Origin of the sequence: Dactylosporangium sp. CA-152071 (genome assembly GCF_050936335.1) — a bacterium.
GTDB classification, from domain to species: domain Bacteria; phylum Actinomycetota; class Actinomycetes; order Mycobacteriales; family Micromonosporaceae; genus Dactylosporangium; species Dactylosporangium maewongense.
On the sequence record NZ_JBNJMZ010000002.1, the window covers coordinates 4,321,777 to 4,337,570 of the forward strand.

Annotated in this window: 16 protein-coding genes and 1 pseudogene; 7 read left to right on the forward strand and 10 right to left on the reverse strand. The window is 70.5% G+C overall.

Features of this window, described 5'->3' with window-relative positions; genetic code table 11:
• The first annotated feature begins 59 nt into the window (after positions 1-59).
• Positions 60-1,118, forward strand: coding sequence for a carboxymuconolactone decarboxylase family protein (locus tag ACQEVZ_RS59195; RefSeq protein WP_433385708.1), 1,059 nt, complete (start codon positions 60-62; stop codon positions 1,116-1,118).
• Positions 1,119-1,751: 633 nt separating this feature from the next.
• Here ACQEVZ_RS59195 and ACQEVZ_RS59200 read toward each other — a convergent pair.
• Entirely contained in the window at positions 1,752-2,201 is a 450-nt protein-coding gene (locus tag ACQEVZ_RS59200; RefSeq protein WP_433385711.1) for an SCP2 sterol-binding domain-containing protein, read from the reverse strand.
• 577 nt (positions 2,202-2,778) lie between these two features.
• Here ACQEVZ_RS59200 and ACQEVZ_RS59205 point away from each other — a divergent pair.
• The 4 genes from ACQEVZ_RS59205 (at position 2,779) to ACQEVZ_RS59220 (ending at position 5,794) form a co-directional block, all read left to right on the forward strand.
• Positions 2,779-3,072 (forward strand): ArsR/SmtB family transcription factor, encoded by a 294-nt coding sequence (locus tag ACQEVZ_RS59205; RefSeq protein ID WP_433385714.1) that lies wholly within the window; start codon positions 2,779-2,781, stop codon positions 3,070-3,072.
• A 742-nt stretch (positions 3,073-3,814) separates the two neighbouring features.
• Positions 3,815-4,222: a hypothetical protein gene (locus ACQEVZ_RS59210; protein WP_433385717.1), complete on the forward strand. Its 408-nt coding sequence runs from the start codon at positions 3,815-3,817 to the stop codon at positions 4,220-4,222.
• Positions 4,219-4,563, forward strand: coding sequence for a YciI family protein (locus ACQEVZ_RS59215; RefSeq protein WP_433385720.1), 345 nt, complete (start codon positions 4,219-4,221; stop codon positions 4,561-4,563). Before ACQEVZ_RS59210 ends, ACQEVZ_RS59215 begins: the two co-directional genes overlap by 4 nt.
• Entirely contained in the window at positions 4,556-5,794 is a 1,239-nt protein-coding gene (locus tag ACQEVZ_RS59220; RefSeq protein WP_433385723.1) for an RNA polymerase sigma factor, read from the forward strand. Before ACQEVZ_RS59215 ends, ACQEVZ_RS59220 begins: the two co-directional genes overlap by 8 nt.
• Positions 5,795-6,008: 214 nt before the next feature.
• On the opposite strand, the gene ACQEVZ_RS59225 is transcribed toward ACQEVZ_RS59220, so the two are convergent.
• The 3 genes and pseudogenes from ACQEVZ_RS59225 to ACQEVZ_RS59235 form a co-directional block, all read right to left on the reverse strand.
• On the reverse strand, positions 6,009-6,371 hold the full coding sequence (locus ACQEVZ_RS59225) for an ArsR/SmtB family transcription factor (RefSeq protein WP_433385726.1): 363 nt from the start codon (positions 6,369-6,371) through the stop codon (positions 6,009-6,011).
• Between the two features lie 223 nt (positions 6,372-6,594).
• Positions 6,595-6,954 (reverse strand): annotated as a pseudogene (locus ACQEVZ_RS59230) (acyltransferase domain-containing protein); the annotation flags it as partial.
• Positions 6,955-7,914, reverse strand: coding sequence for an SDR family oxidoreductase (locus ACQEVZ_RS59235; RefSeq protein WP_433385729.1), 960 nt, complete (start codon positions 7,912-7,914; stop codon positions 6,955-6,957).
• 85 nt (positions 7,915-7,999) lie between these two features.
• Here ACQEVZ_RS59235 and ACQEVZ_RS59240 point away from each other — a divergent pair, with 85 nt between their 5' ends.
• Positions 8,000-8,851 (forward strand): helix-turn-helix transcriptional regulator, encoded by an 852-nt coding sequence (locus ACQEVZ_RS59240; protein WP_433385732.1) that lies wholly within the window; start codon positions 8,000-8,002, stop codon positions 8,849-8,851.
• A 22-nt stretch (positions 8,852-8,873) separates the two neighbouring features.
• Here ACQEVZ_RS59240 and ACQEVZ_RS59245 read toward each other — a convergent pair whose 3' ends face one another.
• From ACQEVZ_RS59245 to ACQEVZ_RS59265, 5 genes are all read right to left on the reverse strand, one after another.
• On the reverse strand, positions 8,874-9,635 hold the full coding sequence (locus tag ACQEVZ_RS59245; RefSeq protein WP_433385735.1) for a sensor histidine kinase: 762 nt from the start codon (positions 9,633-9,635) through the stop codon (positions 8,874-8,876).
• A gap of 59 nt (positions 9,636-9,694) precedes the next feature.
• Complete coding sequence (locus ACQEVZ_RS59250; protein ID WP_433359946.1) at positions 9,695-11,146, reverse strand: NF041680 family putative transposase; 1,452 nt, start codon at positions 11,144-11,146, stop codon at positions 9,695-9,697.
• A gap of 52 nt (positions 11,147-11,198) precedes the next feature.
• Complete coding sequence (locus ACQEVZ_RS59255) at positions 11,199-11,681, reverse strand: DUF7134 domain-containing protein (protein ID WP_433385738.1); 483 nt, start codon at positions 11,679-11,681, stop codon at positions 11,199-11,201.
• Between the two features lie 74 nt (positions 11,682-11,755).
• Entirely contained in the window at positions 11,756-12,427 is a 672-nt protein-coding gene (locus ACQEVZ_RS59260; RefSeq protein WP_344508730.1) for a response regulator transcription factor, read from the reverse strand.
• Positions 12,428-12,521: 94 nt separating this feature from the next.
• On the reverse strand, positions 12,522-12,899 hold the full coding sequence (locus ACQEVZ_RS59265) for an SH3 domain-containing protein (protein ID WP_344508732.1): 378 nt from the start codon (positions 12,897-12,899) through the stop codon (positions 12,522-12,524).
• Positions 12,900-13,188: 289 nt separating this feature from the next.
• On the opposite strand from ACQEVZ_RS59265, the gene ACQEVZ_RS59270 reads away from it, so the two are divergent.
• A complete protein-coding gene (locus tag ACQEVZ_RS59270) occupies positions 13,189-14,370 on the forward strand; it encodes an RCC1 domain-containing protein (RefSeq protein ID WP_433385743.1) in 1,182 nt (393 codons plus the stop codon).
• Between the two features lie 60 nt (positions 14,371-14,430).
• On the opposite strand, the gene ACQEVZ_RS59275 is transcribed toward ACQEVZ_RS59270, so the two are convergent.
• Positions 14,431-15,765, reverse strand: coding sequence for a hypothetical protein (locus ACQEVZ_RS59275; protein WP_433385746.1), 1,335 nt, complete (start codon positions 15,763-15,765; stop codon positions 14,431-14,433).
• Positions 15,766-15,794 lie beyond the last annotated feature (29 nt).

The window sequence follows — 15,794 nt, forward strand, 5'->3', positions numbered from 1 at the left end:
CGGCCATGGAGCCCGCCGGAGACTGCCGGCGGGCTCCCGTCTAGTCTGCGAGGCCCACCGTGACTGCGCTGCTCACCACCCAGGCGACCCGCCGAGCCGCTCTTGCTCACGTCAAACACGTGACGCCCGCCGATCCGAGGCGGGCGACCGGCCTCGTCAAGGAGGTCTACAGCCAGGTAGAGCGCGACTTCGGCATGCTCGCCCCGCCGATCGCGTTGCATTCCCCCGCCCCCACCGTCCTCGCCGCCGCCTGGGCCATGCTGCGCGAAAGCCTGCTCGCGCCCGGCACGGTTCCGCGTTCGACGAAGGAGGCAGTCGCTGCCGCCGTGTCCGCAGCCAACGCCTGTCCCTACTGCGTCGACATTCACGGAGCTACCCTGACCGGCCTCGACGGCACGCCTGACGCCGCCGCTATCGCCAGCGACCGGGTCGATGACGTCGGCGACCCCCACTTGCGCAGCATCGTCGGATGGGCTCGCAATCCGGTCCTGGGTAGCGAATTGCCCTTCCCCGCGGCGCAGTTGCCGGAACTCGGCGGCGTGGCGGTGGTCTTCCACTACATCAACCGGATGGTCAGCGTCTTTCTGCAGCGCTCACCACTGCCTCCGCTGCCCGGCCCGGCCCGGCGCGGTGCGCTGTGGATAGCCGGACGCGTGATGAGTTCGCTCGCCCGGCGCCCGGTGTCCGCCGGTGCAGCGCTGAACCTGCTTCCGGCCTCCTCGATTCCGCCGGACCTGGCGTGGGCGGGACCAACCCGCATCGCTGAGGCGCTGGCCCGAGCCTACGCCGCCATTGAGGATGAGGCGGCATCTGTCGTTCCGGAGCGCATCCGGTGCCTGATGCTGACTCGGCTGTCGGAATGGGACGGCATGCCTCCCGGCATCTCTGCGACCTGGGTGGACACAGCGCTGGCCGGCGTGCCCGATGACGAGCTGCCGGTCGGGCGCCTGGTACTGCTGACGGCGCAGTCGGCGTATCAGGTCGGCAATACCGTCATCGCCGACTTTAAACGTCACGACCCGCAGGACGCCTCGCTGGTCGCCGCAGCGTCATGGGGCGCCCTCGCCGCGGCTCGGTCCATCGGCGACCGCCTGCCACTCGATGCGCCGTCCGCCTGAGGTCCGCTTTTGCCACAGGCGCGACGGCGAGGTCGGCCAGCCTGAGCGGGACGGCGCAACGACGACCTTTAGGGGGTTGTCTCACTCGGTGATCTTTGCGAGTCGGCGGTGGCAGATGAGGATCGCGGCGATGTCGGCAAAAGCTTGGAAGTGCTCGGCTTTGCGTTCGTAGCGGCGGGCAAGGCGGCGGTTGTTTGGTGAACCAGGACAGACACGACTCGACGATCCATCGGTGCCGGCCGATACGCTGCGAGGATTCGACGCCCTTGCGGGCGATTCGGACCGTGATGCCTCTGCGGCGGATCTCGGCTCGGATCGCCTTGTGGTCGTAGGCCTTTCCGCGTGCAGTTTCCGGGCCGGTGGCGGGCCGGCCGCGACGGCTCTGCACCAGTGTGAGGGCGTCCAGTAGCGGGAACAGCAGCGCGCGTCGGGAGTGTTCGCGGCGGAGATCAGTACCTGCAACGGCACGCCCCCGCCGGTCGCACAGGACGTGGGTCTTCGAACCCCGGTTGCCGCGGTCGACTGGGTTTGGCTCGGTCAGATCCCCTTTTCAAGGCCCGGACACTGATCGAGTCGATGATCGCCCGCGACCAGTCGATCCCACCGACCCCGGGTCGGCGACGCGGCCGATGGTCACGCCTTCGGCACGTCGAACAGGTTCGGGATACGAGCGGTAAGGCCGCGGTCGCCCTTCGCCTTGAGCTTGCCGAGCATGAACAGCGCGATGGGACTTGCGTTGCCCGTCACCATCTTCAGGAAGTCGACGCCTCCGATACTGAGTTCCAGCGTCGGCGGGAGACCCGGAGTGGACGAGAACGTGCAGGTGCGGTCGGCGATGACGAGTTCGTAGGTGTCAGCGCCTCCGCCCGGTCGGTCACCGACCTTCCAGTGGAGCACCGCCTTCATCGAACCCGCCCGATCAGCGCGGAACACATCCGGCATGTGGACGAAGACCGCTTGGAGAACGTTCCAGCGCTGTTCCCCGACAACAAGCTGGCGTAGTTCGTCAGCTGAACTGCGTTTCACCATCTGAGCGAACTCGCGCGGCTCGAACGTTGCTGGGTCGACGTCGTAAACAGACATGGCGATCCCCTCTCACCGCTACTGGGGCGGCTTCTGCCGCCCACCGCGTCCACCCGATGTGAGGCGGCCATGCCAGCACCCTAGACATCGACAGAAGCTGCCACGTCTCTGTGCGTGCTGTTTCCACGTCCTTTCGGCGCGACACGCGCCATGGCATGACCGCTGACACCGCAGCGCGGCGTCGAGGGCGCTAGAAAAGCCGGTCGTGGCACAAATTCCGTGCTCGCCTGCGAGCGGAAACGCAAAATGGCCATGGTACGAAGTTGCGAATTCCACCCGGGAACAACACTGGCGACACATCAATACTCATGGTTTCCGTGCGTTGATTCGGGTTTGGCGATGGTGTTGCGCATCTGGCTGCTCTACACGTCCGGTCGTCCGGGTGACGGAGGTGTCGGTCTCATTGAGAGCTGAGGAGTCGGCTGCGGGCGCGGTGTGCCCAGCCTGCGGCAACCAGCCTGTCAGGGTACACAGCCGGCACGGGCGCATATGTCTACCGTAGATCATGACATTGTTGGATGTCGCAAGACCGAAATGCAGGTCTACAGTCGATGTTCGATGTCGTATAGTAGTAGATATGGACGTCTTCGCCGCTGTGGCCAATCCGACGCGTCGAGGCATACTCGAAATGCTCAGGGAGAGCGAACACGCCTCCGGCGACTTCGTGGCGGCCTTTCCCGGGATAACCCAGCCGGCGATCTCGCGCCATCTGCGCTTGCTACGCAAGGCAGGCCTTGTCGACGTGCGCACTGACGCACAGCGACGGATGTACACGCTGCAACCTGAACCTCTAGCCGAAATCGATGCCTGGCTCGGGCTGTACCGTCACTGTCGGAGGCATCATCACGACACGATCTCGGACTCGGTATGAGCAAAATTTCGGTCGGCAACAGCGCGCATCGGTGGCGTGATGCTCGGAACACACAGCCGCGATAGTCGCGCCGGACGCTACTGCGACGGCGACATCCCCACCGGCGCCGCGAAGGTCACGGCGTCGTGTGTCAAGATTCCGGGCAGGGTGCACCGTTGAAGTCCAAACGCAACGGCCGGAAGCCGGCGGCCATGGCTCGCGGAGGGCCAGCGGCACGCAGCACGGGTCGCCGTTGCCTCCCGGCACCACCCCGCCGCCATCACCCAACCTGGTTGCCACCCAACTGACATTTGATGGCCATGTGAGCCGCAATTGGCCGGTGCTGGTTGGGTGCCGCAGCTACGGTGGAAGCTCGTTCACCACACCGCTTCGGCCCGCCCTGCGCCGCCCGGACTTGCCCGCCTCGATTCGCCGCATGAGCATCCCGAAGTAGCAAGGCGAAAGCGGTCCCACTCGACGTCGCCACGGTCGCGGACGACACCATCACCATCGCGTCCACCTCGACATCCACTTCGACAGCCCACACCTGCGACAGCAAGAACGCTGCCGACGTGGAGCGCCGAAACCTTGATCGTTTCGAGGTAGACAAACCCGTCGTAGCAGCGCGAACTCCTCACCCAGAGCGTCTTTTGCCTGCCGAACAGGTTGTAGCATCTGCGAATATCGCGAGGAAGGAATGTCGAAACCGGCGAGCCGGCTCCGAGGTATCAGGCGACAGCTGCAACCTACGAAGGAGCTCACCATGGACGACGAACTGCGACGCCTCGGCCGGCTGGCCGGCACCTGGAAGGTCACCGGCGGCGCCACCGGCACCACTACCTACGAATGGCTCGACGGTGGCTACTTCCTCCTGCAACGCGGCGTCCTGGACCATGACGGGCACCGCGTGTCGATGACGGAGATTATCGGACGGGAGCACCTGTTCGGTGAGGAGCCGGGCGCGGAGATCAAGGCACGCGCGTACGACGCGGACGGCAACACCCTCGACTACGTGTACGAACTCGACGGCGACACCCTGACGATCTGGGGCGGCTACAAGGGTTCGCCTGGCTACTTCCGCGGCACGTTCGACGAGACCGGTAACAGGCTGGCTGGCGACTGGGTGTTCCCCGGCGGCGGCTACCACGCGGAAATGGAGCGGATCGTATGAAATACCTCCTGCTCGCCTACACAAGCCTCGCCGAGTGGAACATCGTCGATGTGACATCGGAGGAATTTCTCGCGTCCTGCAAGTTCTACGAGGACCTGGTGGAGGAGTTGACCGGGTCCGGCGAGTTGGTTACCACCGAGGGACTCGGGCACCCGGCGCTTTCGCATACCGCGCGACGGGGGTCGCTGGTCAGCGAAGGACCGTTCGCGGAGACCGGCGAGGTCCTGGCCAGCTTCGCGGTCATCGACGTCGACGGGCAAGACCGAGCCTTGTCAATCGCGGCCAGAATCGCCGACGCCGTCGGCGACACCGTCGAGGTCCGGCCAATCATGCATGGCTAACGGCGCCGTCGAGGACCTGCGGGAGCTCGTCCCGCAAGTCCTCGGCGCGCTCGTGCGCCGCTACGGACACTTCGACACGTGCGAGGACGCCGTGCAGGAGGCGCTGCTCGACGCGACCGTACAGTGGCCGTCGCAGGGAGTGCCGAATGAACCCCGGACCTGGCTGATCCGGGTGGCGTCCCGGCGGCTCGTCGACCTCCTGCGCAGCGAACAGGCCCGGTCCCGGCGCGAGGCCACCTGGCAGCCGCCGACACCCGCGGCGGTACAGGACCAGGACGATTCACTGACTCTGCTGTTCCTGTGCTGCCATCCCGCGCTGACCCCGCCCGCGCAGCTGGCCCTCACCCTGCGTGCCGTCGGCGGCCTCGGTACCGCCGAGATCGCCCGCGCGCTGCTCACCCCGGAGGCGACCGTCGCGCAGCGGATCAGCCGCGCTAAGGCGACAATCAGGCAAGCCGGCGCCACGTTCCGGATGCCGGCGCCGGAGCAGTTCGAAGAGCGCCTGGAGGTAGTATTGACGGTTCTCTATCTCATCTTCACGGAGGGCTACGTCGGCACGTCCGGCGACACGCTCCACCGCGCAGAACTGGCCGCGGAGGCGATCCGGCTGACCCGCCTGCTGCACGCACTGCTGCCAGCCCGCGGCGATGTGGCGGGGTTGCTCGCATTGATGCTGCTCACGCATGCGCGTCGCGCCGCACGGGTGGCCGACGGGATGCTGGTGCCGCTGGAGTCGCAGGACTGTTCGCTGTGGGACCACGCAGCGATCGACGAGGGTCGCTTGATCGCCGAGTCCGCCCTGCGGGCCGGACCGCCAGGCCCGTATCAGCTACAGGCCGCAATCGCTGCCGTGCACACCTCCTCGCCGACCGACTGGCGGCAGATCCTCGGCCTGTACCGACTGCTCGGCGCGCTCGACAGCAGTCCCGTCGTGACCCTGAACCGGGCCGTGGCCGAGGCCATGGTCCACGGGCCCGCGGCCGGGCTCGCCCTGCTCGAAACCCTCGCCGACGATCCGCAGCTTGCCCGCAGCCACCGCCCGGCCGCCGTCCGCGCGCACCTTCTGGCGATGCGCGGCAGCCCCGACGCCGCCGGCTGGTATCGCACTGCGGCCACGCTCACCACGAACCGCGTCGAGCAGCGGTACCTGCTGGCCTGCGCCCGTTCCAATGACGCTTGCGGTTTCGACGACCAGGAACAGTGCGACCACTCTGATCAGAGCACTCAGTGACACAGGTAAGGAAGGTGGCGGTGGCGTAACCGGCGAGCGGCTGCCCCCGTGTCGTCCACCGCTCGCCCGCGAGGATCGTGGCGTGCGTGGGAAGACGCGTAGACCCTGAGAAGTGCATCCCATTCAGCCCGTCGGGTGCCACCATCATACAAGAAGCCGACTCCGTCAGGCGCCGCCAGACGAGGTCGGTCGGCGCTGTGAGACCTGGTAAACGCTACGAGCACCCGTCGGCCCGTTCGTCGCCCTCGGCGGCGAGTCGCACCAACCCAACACTGATCCCGTGCGGCTCGAACGTGCCGTCCGGACCGCTGACGCGCGCAGTCCCGTTGGCCAGCCCGTTTAACGCCTCGGCCAAGTCGCGGAGTGGGGTGCCTAACAACGCATACACACGACGCTGCCCGGTGCGCTGTGATGTGACCACGCCGGCGCGCTCCAGCGTCTGCAGGTGCTTGGTCGTCTGCGGCTGCCGCGCTCCCGTGAGCTGGGCGAGCACCCCGACTGACCGAGGCCGCTCCGCCAGCAGGCGGACCAGGCGCCAGCGCGCCGGATCTGCGAGCGCCGCAAGGATCGCTTCCATGTCGCAAGTATGCCTCATGGGGAATATCGAGACCGATCTGTGAATCATAGACACACGCCGTTGCGGGTGCCGCTCTATTCGTGGTACGGCTCCTGCCGCGCCGACAGGTCGATCGCGCCGTCGCCGCGCTGGTACTGCAGCCGCCCCAGCTCGTAGAGGCCGCCCGCCAACGCAGGCTCAGCCAGGGCTGCATGACCGGCCAGCCCTCGCCCCGCATCCGCCGGTCGACCGCCAGGTTGCGCCCGAGGTCCGCGAGCGTCGCCCACGACACCTCCTCGGCGACGCCGCGCTCGCGGTGGCACCCCATGACGGCGTCCATCAGCGCCAAGTAGACGTACACGTAGAGGTGCCGCCACGCCGGGCCCGGGTCGCGCGGCAGCTCCGGCCCAGGCACCAGCCAGCCGTACCTGCCAAGGTCCGCGCGCACGAGCGCGACCGAGCGGTCGAGCAGCCACCGCAGCTCGTCCGTCCACAGTGGAGGACCCGGGTCCGCCATCCCGCCATGATCTCGGCGGCGTCGTCCGGCCCCACCCGAGCCGGGCGGCGATGTCGTCCAGATCCACGCGGACGACCTACCTGGCATCTACCTGCCGGACGGGGACACCGCCGCCGGGAACGTGACGCGGGCGAGGCGCTCCGAGATCTCCCAGGCGCGGGCGGCGTCGGCCTCGCCGCGGAGGCGGGGGTAGACCGGCTGCTCGGCGGGAGCGCCGGACAGGTGCTGGAACCCGCTCGGGCCGTAGAGGCGGCCGCCGCCCGCGTCCGGGGAGGTCGCCGCGTACAGGGCGGGCAGCAGCGCGGACTCGACGGTGCCGAAGAGAATCCCGTGGCGGCCGAGCGCGCGGATGAGGCGGCCGCCCGCGGTGGCGCGGGCCCGGCCGACCTCGGGCCGCGCCTGCAGCAGGCTGGTGGCGGCGACGCCCGGATGGGCGAGATTGCTGGTGATGCCCCAGCCGCCGGCCCGGCTGCGCCGGTCCAGCTCGAGGCCGAACAGGCCGAACGCGATCTTCGACTGGCTGTAGGCCCGCATCCCGTCGTAGGAGCGTTCCCAGTTCAGGTCCTCCCAGTTGATGGCGTTCCGTTTCGCGGCGATGCTGATCTGCGAGGTCACGCGGGCGTGGCCGGCGCGCAGCAGCGGCAGCAGGTGGCCGACGAGCGCGACGTGACCGAGGTGGTTGGTGCCGAACTGCAGCTCGAAGCCGTCGGCGGTGGTCTGCCGCTGCGGCGGCGTCATCACGCCCGCGTTGTTGACGAGGATGTGGATCGGGCGGCCGTCGGCGCGCAGGGCGGCGCCGAGCGCGGCGACCGAGGCGAGCGACGACAGGTCGAGCTCGCGCAGCGACAGGATGGCGTCCGGGTGCTGCTGCCTGATCGTCGCCACCGCGGCCTCGCCCTTGCGGCGGTTGCGCACGGGCATGACGACCTCGGCGCCGGCGGCGGCGAGCCGGGCGGCCAGGCCGAGCCCGACGCCGTCGCTCGCGCCCGTGACGACGGCGAGCCGTCCGTTGAGACTGGGAACGGTGATGTCCGGTTTGCGGGTCATGTCCCCACTGTGCGCGTGCTCCGCGGCCGTATCCACGGCCTCTCAATCCCAGGCTCCGCCGCGGCGACGGTGGTAGAACCGAGAGATGATCGACCGTGCCGGGCTCGCCGGGTTCCTGCGTCGGCGCCGCGAGTCACTGCAGCCCGAGGACGTCGGCCTGCCGCGCGGGCAGCGCCGCCGGACCGCCGGCCTGCGCCGCGAGGAGGTCGCGACGCTCTGCCACATCTCCGCCGACTACTACAGCCGGCTGGAGCGGGAGCGCGGGCCGCACCCGTCCGAGCAGATGATCGCCTCGATCGCGCAGGGCCTGCACCTGTCGCTCGACGAGCGCGACCACCTCTTCCGGCTCGCCGGTCACCGGCCGCCGGTGCGGGGCACCACCAGCGCCCACATCAGCCCCGGCCTGCTACGCATCCTCGACCGGCTCGCCGACACCCCGGCCGAGGTCGTCACCGAGCTCGGCGAGACCCTGCGGCAGACCCCGCTCGGCGTCGCGCTCACCGGCGACCTGACCCGCTACACCGGCCCGGCCCGCAGCATCGGCTACCGCTGGTTCACCGACCCCGCGTGCCGCGCCCTGTACCACCCCGACGACCACGCGCTGCACTCCCGCGTCTTCGCCTCCGGGCTCCGCGCGAGGGTCACGCTGCGCGGGCCCGACTCCTACGCCGCCCACCTCCAGCGGCTCCTGCTGGAGCGGAGCGAGGAGTTCCGGGCCGTCTGGGACGAGCACGAGATCGGCGTCGACTACAGCCACGTCAAGCGCTTCATCCACCCCGAGGTCGGCCTCCTCGAGCTGACGTGCCAGGCGCTGCTCGACCCCGACCAGTCGCACTCCCTGCTGGTCTACACCGCGGTCCCCGGCAGCGAGAGCCACGAGAAGCTCCAGCTGCTCGCCGTCATCGGCGCCCACCAGGTCGTCGCCACCGACGCGTGACGCGGGGCGCGTCCGGCCCAGGTCATGACCGGACCGGGACCGGCAGGGTCAGCTGGACCATGTACCCGCCCTCCGGGCGGGGGCCGGTCGACAGCGTGCCGCCGTAGAGCCGGACGCGTTCGCGCATGCCGAGCAGGCCGTAACCCGGCTCCGGCCACGACTGCTCCACGACGCCCCGGCCGTCGTCCACGACGCGGGCCGTCACGGCGCCGGGGCGGTGCTCGACGGTCACCGTCGCCGTGGCGGGGCCCGCGTGCTTCAGCACGTTGGTCAAGGACTCCTGGATCACCCGGTACACGCAGAGGTCCAGGTGCGCGGGCAGCGGCGGCACCGGGTCCACGGTGTGCACCTCGACCTCGACCGGCAGCCCGGTGGCCCGGACCCGGTCGACCAGGTCCCCGATCCTCGCCAGGCCCGGCACGAGGGTGCCGAACCGGCCGGCGTCCTCCTCGTCCGCGCCGACGCGCAGCACCATGAGCAGGCGCCGCATCTCCTGCTGCGCCTCCCGTCCGGCACCGGCGATGGTGTCCAGCGCGGTCCGCGCGGTGGGCGGGTCGGAGGCGAACACGTAGCGGGCCAGGCCGACCTGCACCGAGATCACGGACATGTGGTGCGCGACGACGTCGTGCAGCTCGCGGGCGATCCGGACGCGCTCCTCGGCGACCGCGTGCCGGGCCCGGTCCCGCTGCTCCCGGCGCAGCCGCGCGGTCAGCACGGCGAGCTGCCGGTTGCGGTCGGCGAGGGCCCGGGCCCCGCCGCCGAGCACCCAGACGCCGGCCAGCACCAGCAGCGGCTGGATGACGACGACCAGCGGCGGCAGGGCGGGCGCCTTGACCTTGAGTTTTATCCCTTGAGTGCCTGATTGTTGACTTTTGGTGTGTCCACTGTGGACTTCTTCTTGCCGACTGGGTAGCGGGTTCGCGGAGGCCGGGTGCTACCCACGGGACGGCCGGGACCAGGATTGGTGGTTTTCGGCCTACCGGCCGGAGTGCCCAGATGCCGGCGCAGGTTACGGAAACCCCGGCGGACCCGTCCAGGGGTCATCGACCGCCCCGCAGGGATCGTCTTCTCCCAGGGACGGCGTAGATCAGTCGTGAGGGTCTTCGCCAGCCGCAGCTGGGCGTGCGCGGCCAGGATCAGCCATGTCCAGCGTTCACCCTGCTCAGGAGTACGAATCTGCGGGGCGGTCCAGCCCAGGGTGGACTTGAGCAGCCGGAAGGTGTGTTCCACATCGAACCGGCGGAGGTAGGTCTTCCACAGCAGGTCCAGGTCAAAGACGGTGCCCGGTGGTGCGGTGTGCCACAGCCACAGGTCTTGCGGCGCCCGGTTGCCGGGCAGACGCTCGACCTGGATGCGGATCACGGTGCCAGCCACGACCGGTAGCACCCCCTCGAAGTCGGTCCAGCCGGCCTGTCTGGACAGTTTCTGGTGCAGCCCGTGCCACGCGCTGACCATCACCTCGCCGTATCGCGGGTTCTGCCCACGCAGCCGCTGATCGGGCGCCGGAAGCGCTGTCGGCTTGGACAGTTCGAACCGGCTGCCGTGCTTCCTGGGCCGGCCCGGCCGACCGTCCTTGCGTCGCTTGGGTGCCGGTGCGTAGAACACCCGGTCGCTGCGCACCCGACCCAGGACCTGCACACCCAGACCGTCGAGTCCGGCGAGATAGGTGATGCGGGTCAGGTCGTATCCGGAGTCGAACGTGAACACCGGCGCGGGCCGCCGCGCGAGCGTCCCGGCCTCCTCCAGACGGGCCAGCACATTGGCGATCTGGGCGACCGTCACCACCGTCACGTCGTCGTCCGGGCCGATACGCACCACGTCCAGCAGCGCGGTCCACGACGACGCACCCCACTCCAACCCGGCGGCGAAGGAGAACGGCCAGCCCGGAATCGTCTTGCGGGATCCGTCGCAACGGCAGGAGGTGTAGCAGTGACACAGCCCCGCAGAGGTCACCGCGTCCGGCCGTGGCCACGCCGAGGTATCCACCGCGATCTTCACCGGACCGTCGTCGGCGGGCTGCCACGACGACGCGATCAGCCCAGCCAGCTGTTCAACGTCGAGATCACCACAGGCCAGCGCGTCATACAACGCCCCGTGTCCACGCCGGAACACCTTCTCCTGCGACAGTTCCACCAGGGAGTCCACCGGACCATCAGCGGTCAACACCGCATCCACGAGCTCGAACAACGCGTCCGCGCGTCTGCTGAAGCACGCATACAATCCGGCTCGGAACGCGACCAATGCCGCACGACACACCGAGGCATCTGTTGCCACCACAGCCTGCAAACCTGGCATAGTAGGCCCCACGGCCACCCCGCATCCTTCGAAGCTTCAGCACTCCGAATGATCACGGGTGGCCGTACCCATATCCTTGCGACACACCGAAACGGCCCGGACGATCTTCTGATCGCCCGGGCCGTTGGTTAAATCTCAAGTTGACGCCGCTGAAGCCCACGACGGCGGCGGTGACCACCGAGCCGGCGACGGCCCACCGGCCGGGCCGCAGCACCACGACCGTGTACAGGCCGAGGACCGGCCCCCACCACAGGAGCGAGGGCGGGTAGCCCAGCTGGAGATAGCCGGTGTACCCCGCGCAGGTCGCCAGCAGCGCGGACATCGGCCACCGCCGGCGCGCCGCCAGCGGCAGGCAGGTCAGGCAGCCCATCAGGGCGGCGAGCCCGTCGAACCGGCGCCAGTCCGCCGGCTGGTACGCCAGGCCGGCCAGGCAGGTCGCCACGGTCAGCCCGGACGCGAACAGGGCGTCGACCACGGGCGTCGACAGCCCGCCGAACCGATCGGCCGGCGTCGACCCGGACATCGACTTCCGCATCGACGCAGATTAGCGGCATGGACCCGCGTTGCCGTCAACCTCGCGTCGTAGCGGCCTGCAACCAGCGCGGTAGGTCAGCCGGCGAGGCCCGGTGTCACCAGCCCCGTCTCGTAGGCCAGCACCACCGCCTGGGCCCGGCTGGCCAGCCCGAGCTTGCTCATCGCCCGGTTCAGGTGGGTCTTGACGGTCGCCTCCGAGATGATCAGCCGCCCGGCGATGTCGAGGTTCGACAGTCCCCTGCCGACCAGCCGCAGCACCTCCCGCTCCCGGGTGGTGAGCTCGACGAGCTGCTCCGGCGAGTGCGTCGCGGGCTGCCCGCCGCCGGTGTACGCCTCGACCAGGCGGCGGGTCACGCTGGGGGCGAAGAGCATCTCGCCCTCCGCGACCGCGGCGACCGCGGACAGGAGGCGCTCGGGGGGCGTGTCCTTGAGCAGGAAGCCGTGCGCGCCGGCCCGCAGCGCGTTGTACACGTACTCGTCCAGGTCGAACGTGGTGAGCACGATGACCCGGGGCGGCGCGACCGGCGCCGCGGCGATGATCCGCTCGGTGGCGTCGATCCCGCTCACGTCGCCCGGCATCCGCACGTCCATGAGGATCACGTCCGGCCGGAGCGACCCGGCGAGCCGGACGGCCTCCATGCCGTCCGCCGCCTCGCCGACCACGTCCACCTCGGGCGCCGCCCGCAGCAGGGCGGCAAGGCCGGCGCGGATGAGCACCTGGTCGTCCACCACGAGTACACGGATCATCCGGACATTGTCGTTCATCGCTGCATCTGGATGGGGGCACGGCACCGGCCCGGCACCCGAGTGGGCGCCGGGCCGGTGTCCCCCGGTCAGCGGGTCAGCACTGGATCAGGTAGTCCTGCACGTGACCGGTCGTCAGGTACAGGTCGCTGACCCACCTGCTCCCGGCCGCCGAGTACAGGCGGACCCAGATGCGGTAACCGTTGACGCTGGATCCATACCCCCAGCAGTCGACCTCGACCTTCTGCCCGTTGCGGAGGGTGCCGACCGGGCTGTACCCGGTGCCGGGGCCGGACCGGATCGTCAGCCCGTTCGGGGCGTCCTTGACGTTCGCGCACCAGGCACGCGGGTCGCTGCCGCTCGACCCGCACCGGACCGGGTCGGCGCTCGCGGGCGACGCGACGACGAGGCTTCCGGCGATCGCGGCGGTGGCCGCCACGGCGGTCGCGGCGATCCTGCGGACTCGCTGGGTCATGCTGGCTCCTCTGGTCGTGGGCACCGGATGTGCCAGACCCGAAGCTATTCGTCGACGTGGATGCCATGCATCCGGCAGCGGATTGATCGTGGCGCACGACCTCCGCGTTACCCGGTGTCCCGGGTCAACCCGTCGCCGTACCCGGGAGCCGATCGATCGCTGTAAGTTTCGGCGGCCGGCCCAGGCCCGTGGCGGCACGGCGCCCGCGGCGTTGCCCTCCGGGCTCGCCCGACCGTAGCGTCCCCGCGATCAAGGTCCGTGCATCGACGTCGGCGAGGGAGCACATCACATGGGCAGATATCAGGACGGCGGGCTGCGCGCCCGATTGCGGCGCTCGATCGCCGTGGCGGCGACCATCGCGAGCGTCGCGCTCGGCATCACGGCCTTCGCCAGTCCCGCCGCGGCCGCCGCCCCGACCGTTTCCAGCGTCGCCGCCGGCTACGCGCACACCTGCGCGATCCGCACGGACGCGACGCTGTGGTGCTGGGGCAGCAACTGGAGCGGCGAGCTCGGTGACGGCACCAACGACACCAGGACCACGCCCACCCGGATCGGCACCGGCACCACCTGGGCGGCCATCGACGCCGGCAGCAGCCAGACGTGCGGGGTGAAGGCCGACCACACGCTGTGGTGCTGGGGCAGAAACGTCCGCGGCCAGCTCGGCGACGGCACGACCACGAACCGGAACGCCCCCGTCCAGGTCGGCACCGCCACCACCTGGGCGAGCGTCAGCACCGGCGACGCGCACACCTGCGGCGTCCGCACCGACGGCTCGCTGTGGTGCTGGGGCTTCAACCGCCTCGGCCAGCTGGGCACCGGCACCGCCGACTACTACCTGACCTCGCCGGTCCGGATCGGCACGGCGTCCACGTGGGCGAGCGTCACGGCCGGATACGCGCACACCTGCGGGTCCCGCACCGACGGCACGCTGTGGTGCTGGGGCGACAGCTCGAGCGGGCAGCTCGGGGTGGGCACGCTGAGCTACTCGACCACCCCGGCGCAGGTCGGCACCGCCACCACCTGGAACGGCGTCACCGCCGGATACGCGCACAGCTGCGGCACCCGCACCGACGGCACCCTGTGGTGCTGGGGCAACAACGGCTACGGCCAGCTCGGCGCCGCCGGCCCGCTGCAGACCTCCCCTGTACAGGTCGGCACCGCCACCACCTGGAACAAGGCCAACGCGGGCGACAACACCGTCTGCGCCTCCCGCACCGACGGCAGCTTCTGGTGCTGGGGCAACAACATGGCCGGCGGCCTCGGCGACGGCACCACGACCAACCGCTCCACCCCCACCCGGGTCGGCACCGCCACCACCTGGACGACCGGCTTCGTCGTCAACTACCACACCTGCGGCGTCCGGACCGACGGCAGCCTGTGGTGCTGGGGCAACAACGGCAACTCCCAGCTGGGCGACGGCACCACCACCCAGCGCAACACCCCGGGTCAGGTGACCATCCCGACCACCTGACGGTTCCCGATCGCCGGCCCGGGCCGTCCGCGCCCGGGCCGGCGCGTCATCGCCGCGGGCCTACCCGGCGGCGCGCACCAGCACTGCCTCGACGTGCCGGAGCATGTCGCCGGCCGCCGGCGCCCACGCCGTGTCGCCGTGGCAGGCGATCGTCATCAGCGCGGCGGCCGGGCGGTGCTGGACCGACAGGATGTACCGCGACCCGCCGGGCCGGTCGGGCTGCTCGGTGACGCGGTCCTGCACCGCCGGGTCGGTGAACGCGATGGCCTCGGCGCCGAGTGAGCGGCTGTTCGCCGCGCTGCCCACGATGGACGCGTCGATGTAGTTGAACCGGGCCGCTGCCGCGCCCGTCCCGGCCAGCTCACCGAGGACCTCCGCGCTGATCGCCGCGGCCCGCGCGGGGTCGAGGTTGGCGAACCGATGGCCGTGCAGCTGGTTGCTGGCCGTGGCCGCCAGCCGCGCGGTCAGGTCGCCGCCCCCGGGCACGAGGACGGGCACCGGCATGACCGCCTTGCGCACCGACGCCTGCGTCCCCGCCGACAGCCGGTTCGCGGCCAGGGCCTGGACACCGGCGCACGGCGAGCCCTCGACCAGGCCGATCGCCGAGCCGAACGCGGTCAGGTAGACCGCCGACACCGGCACACCGGCGCGGGTGGCGACGGCCTGCGCGGCCCGGGCGGCGTGCGCCGAGGCGAGCCACCGGGACCGCAGCACCGGCTCCGCCGCCGCCGTCGCGCCCTCCGGGCGCCAGCCGGACAGCCCGTCGCGCAGCGCGCCCAGCTGCCGCCGCCAGTGCGCCTCGGCCCGCTCGGCATGGGCCCGGCCCAGAGCGGACGTCTCCCACTCGGCGGTCTCCAGGGGCTGCTCCGGCGCGGGCCGGCCCTGAAGACCGCCGAACGCCGCACGTCCGCTCATCCGGCTCCGCAAGGCTTGCAAGAAGTCGCTCCGGAGCACCCGCATGCCCCACCCGTCGACCGCGGAGTGGTCGGCGACGATCCCGATCCGTCGCACGGCACCGGCGGCGACCGCCAGCACGAAGAGCACGGGCGGCTGCTCGCCGAGGCGGAAGGCCGTGGCCGCGGCCGCCGCGATCGCCGCGTCGGCCTCGGCGCCGGCCGGCGCGACCCGCACCACCTCGCCCAGCCGCTCCGCTGCCGGGAGTACGTGCTGTTCACGAAGGCCGGGGCCGGTCACGGGCAGGAGCGTCCGCAGCCCTTCGTGCCGGTCGAGCAGGTCGCCGATCGCGGCCAGCGCGACGCCGACCGGTGCGCCGGCGCCGTCGACCACGCCGGCGAAGTTCGCGGCGGAGGACCACGGCGAGTCCGCGTCGATGCCGACGTCCAGGAACCACTCACGTTGCGCGCAGGTCAGCGGCCCCCGTCGAGTCGGTTTCATTCCCGTTCCTGTTCAGTTTCTAAAGTCGA